At 71.5% G+C, this 6,328-nt stretch carries 6 protein-coding genes; 2 read left to right on the top strand and 4 right to left on the bottom strand.

All coding sequences use genetic code 11. From position 1 onward, the window contains the following. Window positions 1–312: 312 nt before the first annotated feature. Window positions 313–987 carry an AAA family ATPase gene (locus ACFV4P_RS34510; RefSeq protein WP_380477448.1) on the bottom strand — a complete coding sequence of 225 codons (675 nt, stop codon included), beginning with the start codon at window positions 985–987 and terminating at the stop codon, window positions 313–315. A 180-nt stretch (window positions 988–1,167) separates the two neighbouring features. Then, window positions 1,168–1,650, bottom strand: coding sequence for a hypothetical protein (locus ACFV4P_RS34505; protein WP_380477447.1), 483 nt, complete (start codon window positions 1,648–1,650; stop codon window positions 1,168–1,170). A 466-nt stretch (window positions 1,651–2,116) separates the two neighbouring features. Here ACFV4P_RS34505 and ACFV4P_RS34500 point away from each other — a divergent pair, with 466 nt between their 5' ends. After that, complete coding sequence (locus tag ACFV4P_RS34500) at window positions 2,117–3,238, top strand: TniQ family protein (RefSeq protein WP_380477446.1); 1,122 nt, start codon at window positions 2,117–2,119, stop codon at window positions 3,236–3,238. Between the two features lie 7 nt (window positions 3,239–3,245). On the opposite strand, the gene ACFV4P_RS34495 is transcribed toward ACFV4P_RS34500, so the two are convergent. Continuing rightward, a complete protein-coding gene (locus ACFV4P_RS34495; protein WP_380477445.1) occupies window positions 3,246–3,614 on the bottom strand; it encodes a hypothetical protein in 369 nt (122 codons plus the stop codon). Between the two features lie 225 nt (window positions 3,615–3,839). On the opposite strand from ACFV4P_RS34495, the gene ACFV4P_RS34490 reads away from it, so the two are divergent. After that, window positions 3,840–5,330, top strand: a complete 1,491-nt coding sequence (locus ACFV4P_RS34490) for a hypothetical protein (RefSeq protein WP_380477444.1) — start codon at window positions 3,840–3,842, stop codon at window positions 5,328–5,330. Window positions 5,331–5,371: 41 nt separating this feature from the next. Here ACFV4P_RS34490 and ACFV4P_RS34485 read toward each other — a convergent pair whose 3' ends face one another. After that, a complete protein-coding gene (locus ACFV4P_RS34485; protein WP_380477443.1) occupies window positions 5,372–6,172 on the bottom strand; it encodes a hypothetical protein in 801 nt (266 codons plus the stop codon). Between the last annotated feature and the right edge of the window lie 156 nt (window positions 6,173–6,328).

Raw genomic sequence — 6,328 nt, 5'->3', positions numbered from 1 at the left:
GAGCGGGTATCGGGGCGCGCCGCGCCCCGCACCGCTGGGTCGGCGCGTTGCGCCTCCACCCCCGCGTTTCTGATGCATCGTCAACTTCGGGGGGAAGGGGGTGAATTGCTCGGGACTGACTGCCGGCGTGGCGCGCCGGCGTGGCGATTGAGGTGTTCTCGGCTTGGGGGCCTGCGCGGAGGACCGGTGGTGGTTCCTGTTGGCGCAGGTGGCGGACACTGCCGGGAACGGGGGTGGTGGGGCCGGCGGTTGCCGGGCCCCACTGTTGTCGGAGAGGTTCCGCGGTCTCGGGACTGCGGGATGGGTTGTTCGTCAGCTGTCGGTCCCGACGATCCGTACGTCGGTGAAGCCCTCGCGGTGGAGCTGGGGGATGGCCAGCTGTGTCTGCTGGTGCTGCCGGCGCAGGACGTCAAGGGGGACGCGGACGCTGTTGTCCTCGCGTCGGGCGTTGCGGGCCTCGCAGGTCTTCAGCGGGGTCGAGAAGACGAGAGCGGCCACACTCCGGTTGTATCGGTGGGCGCGCTCGATCAGGCGTGCCCTGACTGCGGGCTCACAGTTCGTCGAGTCCAGCAGGGTGGTCAGGCCGCGGCGCAGCCGGGCGTCGAGGAGCAGGTCCTGCAGCTGGACGGCTTCGGTGGTGGCGTTCTGGTCGCCGGCGTCGTCGGAGATCTGCTTGCGTAGGGTGTCGAGGCTGATGACCCAGGTGGAGGGGAAGGCGGCGGCGAAGCGGGACTTGCCGGAGCCGGCGGGGCCGATGGCGGTGATGAGGGTGCCGGTCGGGAAGAGGGCGAGGGCCTGGCGCTGTTCGTGGTCGGCGGCGTCCTTGAGGGAGGCTCGCTTGTCGGTGTAGCCGGTCATGCCGATACGGCAGTCGTGGGCGGTGCACCGCCAGCCGTAGGTCTCCTTGCGGGGGTTGGTGGGGGTGGCGGGGACGAGGGTCTCGATGTGGGAGGTGATGTGGAGGGTGGGCGCGGTGTTCTTCTGCATGAGGGCCTCCGAGCGAAGAGAATGTAGGGGATTCCCTACATGACTAGCGTAGGGGATTCCCTACATTTGGGCAAGAGGTGCAGCCGAGTCGTTCCCGCAGTCCCGGAACGCCGTTGAGCCGGATTCCCTCCCCGCGTCTCGGCGGTGGGGAGGGAATCCGGCTCAACGGCGGATCAGGAATCAGCGGTCGATGGGCTCGCCGGGGTGCTCGGTGACGAGCTTGCCGAGGGCGGGCTGGCCGTCGGGGGTGGGGTACATGTCCTCGCGGCCGGTGTTCTGGACGAGCCAGGTGCGCCAGGGGGAGCTGTCGGTGGCGGCGACGCGCTTGTGTCGTTCGCGGGTGGTGGTGAAGTGGAGGCCCACTTCGTCGCCGATCTCCCGCCAGGTCAGCCGAGGCTTCCCGGTGGAGGCGGCTTCGCGGGCGTACAGCAGCAGCTCTTCCTGGACGGCGGTGAGGCGGTTGATCAGGCGGTGGGTGTCACGCAGTGCGGCGCGCAGGAACTGGTCGCTCATTTCCTGTCCGCTGCGCAGCGTGTCGACGGCCTGGAGGACGGTGTCGGTTTCGTCGGCGATGGGCCAGGTGGAGCCGTCCGTCTCGCGGGGCCGCATCGCGCCGCGGTCGAGGCGGATCTCTCCGCTGTGGTGGGGAGTGTGGTCGGTCATGGGGGTGTGTGCCTTTCTGATGGCCGTCAGCGGTGTGGCCGGCGGTAATGGTGGTGGTCGGTTGTCTGCAGAGGGATGTCAGTCGTGGGTGACGATGACGATGATCTCCTTCGGAGCTCGGGTGGTTGGTGCCGGCGACGTGGTTGCCGGCGACGTGGTTGCCGTGGACGTGGTTGCCGTGGACGGTGCCGGTGTTGACGTTCTGCCGGGGGGTGGTGGGGTTGATGTCGTCGAGGCCGCGCATGCCCATGGCGGCGGATTTGTTGCTCATGGTGGTCTCCCCTTGTGGCCTTACTGTTTCTGTAGGGTTTTCCCTACAGTTATAAATCTAGGAGAATCCCTACAGGGGTGCAAGGAGGCTGGCCATGACTTTTTTCCCGGGATCCCGGGACTGCGGGATCGAGGGGGCTGGCCTGTGAAGTGCCGTTCCCGGCGGGGGGCGCGGCGCTTGTGCCAGGGTCTGTTCATGACCGCCTCCCACGACTCCGCCGCACCTGCCCGCGCCAGGCGCCTCGGCCCGGCCGACCTGCCGCTCACGGTCCCGCTGATCGACGGCGAGACCGTGTTCTCCTTCACCGCCCGCACCGCCGCCGCCAACGGCTTCGACGCGGCCCGGTTGTTGAAGGCCCTGCGGGTCGGCCGCACCGTCGTCCCAGCCGGCCTACGACCGCAGGAGACAGACCTGCGCCTCACCTCCGCAGCGCTGGAACGCCTCGCCCATCTCGTGGGCCGCACCATCGACGAACTCCGGCAGGTCCTGCCTGCGGTACGCCCCGACCGGCTCCTCGACGGCGAGGACGCCCGAATCGCGATCGGGTCGTGGCCGAGGGTCCCGGGTCGGACGCCGCTGCCTGCGTGCCCACTGTGCATGGAGGACAGTGCCTGGCTGGAGGCCGACGGCCGACGCTGGACCCCCTGCCCGTGCGGGCGCCGCTGGATGGCAGGCGACGACGGGGGCTACCTCGTCGACACCACCGCCCTGCCCGAACTCGGCCGCGCCCTGCGCGACCATCGGGCACTGTTCGACCGGCTCGGCTATGCCGGCGACGCCCTGGTCGCCGACGCTCACCAGGTCGCCCTGTGGTGGTGGGTCAACCGGCAGGTCGCCCACCGGCAATGGCGCGAGCGCGAGGACGCGCTCGGCCTCGCCCGCCACCGCCGCCGAGCCGCCCCCGTCGTGGTCTACCCCGAGGCCGTCCGCCTCGCCGAGGCGATGGACCGCTGGGAGCAGCAGCGTGCCGGCCGGCGAGCCGACCCGCAGGCCTGGCTCGCCCTCGTCGGGCGGAGGCTCGACGCCCCCGCGATCTCTGGGGGTGGCCGGGAGGCGGAGCCGCTGTGGCACTGGCTGGCTCTGCACCCCTTTCCCGCGTCCGGGAGTGAGCGCTGGGCGCAGCTGCCCGAGCTGCACCACCATCCGCGCCACCGGGCGGTGTTCGCGGCGAATTCGTGCCTGCGCTGGACGTACGGTCGTCCGCTGACGACGGTGGAGGAGCTGTGCCCGTACTGCGGCGGTGACGCCGCGACCTGTCTGTGGGCGCCGGCCGACGACTGCCCGGCGAGGCTGGGCGTCGATGGGGCGGGCCGCTGAGTGGTGATCAGTCCCTGCGGGTGGGGCCGGTGAGGGAGTCGATTGCCTGGACGGGCTGCAGGACGTGGCTGTCCTGGGCGATCCACACGGGCAGGCCTCCGTGCTCCGGCTGCAGGCGGGCCGCCCAGTTGCCGTCGCGGAGTCGGCTCCAGCCGGTCAGTACGGTGGGGCGCCACCGGCCGTGGGTCCGGACGTGGACCGCGAGCAGGTCCTCCCACACCTCGCCGACGACCTCGTCGGTGCTGATGATCCGGGCCTGCGGCAGGTTGATCGGGCCGGGGTCGGGGACCTCGTCGGCGAACGGCGACGTGGGGCGCAGCCGGCCGGTGGTCGGTCGGCGGGGTCGGGTGGCCTGGCGGGGGTGTTCGAGTGGCACTTCTGCATCATCGAACGTTTGATCGATTTTCTGCAAGCGGTGACGGTGCGCTCGGGCGGCCAGGTCCGGGCGTGAGGTGGCCGGGATCACGGCGTCCCGGGATCGCGGAGCTCTGCGATGCGGGGCAATCTCCGCAATCGCCTGACCCGGTCGGACGCGAACGGCAGCATGGGTGATCGGCCGGTGACCCACCGTGCCTGCCTACCAGGGGAGGAGACCCACCCGTTGGAATCGATGACCGCCGCCCAGCTCCAAGACGCCTTCGGCATCAGCCGCGAGGCGTGGCGCACCATCGCGGCCGCACCCGACATGATCAAGCCGATCGACCTCAAGCACACGGACGGCACCACCAAGTGGTCCGGGCAGGGCTTCGCGCGCTGGCTGGCTGCCCGCCATCCCGCCCTCGCGGCGAACACCCCCCACCTGCTGCGCCCCGCCGAGGCGGTCCAGGCCGTCGCCTACCTGGGCGGCACGTTCGACCGCACAGGCATCGACGCCCACTTCGCCAGCCGCTGGCGCACCGCCTTCGGGACCCTCGCGGTGCTGTACCCGCGTAACGGTGCCTTCAGCGCCGAGCTGGGCCTGGAGCTGATCCCCGACGCCGACACCGTGGTGGTCGTCGGGCACGGCTACGACCTGTACGGCCCCGACCTGTCCGCCGTCGACCGCGCCCGGCCCGAGCTGGAGTACGACCCCAGGTGGTCGGACGTCGCCGCGCACATCGGCACCCGGCTGCCCTGGTGGCCCTCGGAGCTGCGCCGCCCCGCTCATCTGGAGGCGTGGCGGCCCGGGGACGAGCCGGTGCCGGTGGAGGTCGTCACCTGGCCGGCCTGGGAGCCGCTGTACGACATGGCCTACAGCGAGGCGGAGGGCACCGCGGTGCGGTCGGCATGCCTGACCGTCGGCCAGCAGATGCGCTCGCGGGCCATCGCCGGCGCTCTGCGGGAGATCGCCGAGCTTCACGACGACCTCGACGACGACAACCCCCGCACCCGCCGCGAACGCGAGGCGATGGTGATCCCGGCCGTCCCGCAGACCGGCGACGCGAGCCTGGCCGAGCCCGCCGCCGACGCCGTCGTCCGCGAGGGCGTCGCCCTGCTGTGCGGGCGCACCGACGACCTTGCCCTCGAATGCCTGGACACCCTGATGATGTGGGACAGCGACCTGCTGCCCTTCGGCGGGGCGTTCTCCGTCACCCCCGACCGTGCCACCCGGCCGGGGGCCGAGTGGGTCAAGCGCCTCGTTCCCGCCCCGCCGACCGCGGCCCACCGCGTCCTCGGCCAGGGCGAGAAGGTCGTGGGTACCTTCACCGACCCGGTCACCGGCAGCCCCGTGATCGCGGTCAAGGGCAAGTACTTCGGCCGGCCCACCGACGAGATCAGCTACCACTCCTACGCCCCGCTCGCGCTGCCCACCGGAAGCCGCGTCAAGGACATCACCCTCGACAGCCCGGTGTGGGTGCGGACCGAGGACGGAACCCTCCGCCCCCTGCCCCTGCTTTCGGCACCCGGCGTCTCCTGGGGCTACAGCGGCACCGGCCCCGGGGTTCTGGCCGTGGCCGTCGGACGGCTCCTCGACGACGGCAACTCCCCTCCGGTGACCTGGGAGATCCTTCGGGACAGCGACGAGTCGGAGCTGGAGAAGTTCTTCCAGGTCGACCACAAGACAGGCCGGAGGTTCACCCGGCGGAAGCTGGAACGCGTCCGGGGCCGCTGATTCGCCGGGCCGGGCGGCAGGCACCGCCCGGCCCGGGTGTCCTAGCGGCGCAGGCGGCGCAGCCAGCCCATCAGCCGGCTCTCAGTCTCGACCACCTGGCGGAGGAGGCGGCGGTGGTCGTTCCTGGCGGAGGCCAGGATTTTGCGTACCTCGTCGTCGAGCATGACGTCGGCGTCGTAGGGGTTGCGGTTGGCGTGTTCGGCGATCGCCTCGATCAGAGTCTCGCCGTCGACACCGCAGGCCAGCGCGGCGCCCACCAGTTCCCGCTCGGCATAGAACTGGCTGTGGCGCACGTTGAGCACCTCGCGCGCCCATTCAGTGGCGGAGGCCAGGGCCTGGTTCGGGTCGTCCCACGTCAGATGGTCGAAGCAGCGGCCTTCGAGGCGTGCGGACCAGTGGCATCCCGGCTGCGCGCACAGTTCCTCGCAGCGCGCGGATTTCGTGCCGAGGCGGAAGCGGCGCTGCCCGATCCGCAGCTGGATGCCGAGGGCGTCGGGCGGCTCCACCACGACCGGGGTGTCTGCGGACAGGGGCAAGTATGTGAGGGGCAGGGCCCCGGCGAGCAGCAGCACACTGTCGACGGCCACCTCGGCGTTCAGCAGTTCGGAGCGGAACTGCGGAACCCATTCGCAGATGCCGATGCAGTTGGGGCACCTGTCGCCGTGGATGGGCGGCGAGGGCTCCGGGACGGTGGGCTGGACGGTGCACTCCATCAGCAACGTGCGGACGGTCAGCGCCGCGGAGCCGGTGCGCACCGCGCGCAGGGCGTCGGCGTAGCTGCGCCCGGTCCGGGCGGCGAGGGCGCGGGCCTGCTTGCCGGCGGTGGTCTGACGTTTGGTCACGGTCTCTCCGTATCCCGGCGGGACGCCCACGCCGCCCGCCGGCGACGAGAACGTGGGTGGCCGGCGAACAGGGAAGTCGGAACGCGGGTCCCGGGAGACCTTGGCCATCGGCGCCCCGTGCGGCGTGGGCGCCCGGGGCAGTGGCTCGGGCGGTGC

The organism is Kitasatospora sp. NPDC059795 (assembly GCF_042732175.1).
In the GTDB taxonomy this organism is placed as follows: domain Bacteria; phylum Actinomycetota; class Actinomycetes; order Streptomycetales; family Streptomycetaceae; genus Kitasatospora.
Note: the sequence above shows the minus strand (reverse complement) of the source record. Positions and strands in the feature narration are given on the sequence as shown.

Excerpts from the sequence above, each read along its gene's own strand:
- ACFV4P_RS34510 (WP_380477448.1), bottom strand. The coding sequence starts at position 987 with ATGCAGAAGAACACCGCGCCCACCCTCCACATCACCTCCCACATCGAG.
- ACFV4P_RS34505 (WP_380477447.1), bottom strand. The coding sequence starts at position 1,650 with ATGACCGACCACACTCCCCACCACAGCGGAGAGATCCGCCTCGACCGC.
- ACFV4P_RS34500 (WP_380477446.1), top strand. The coding sequence starts at position 2,117 with ATGACCGCCTCCCACGACTCCGCCGCACCTGCCCGCGCCAGGCGCCTC.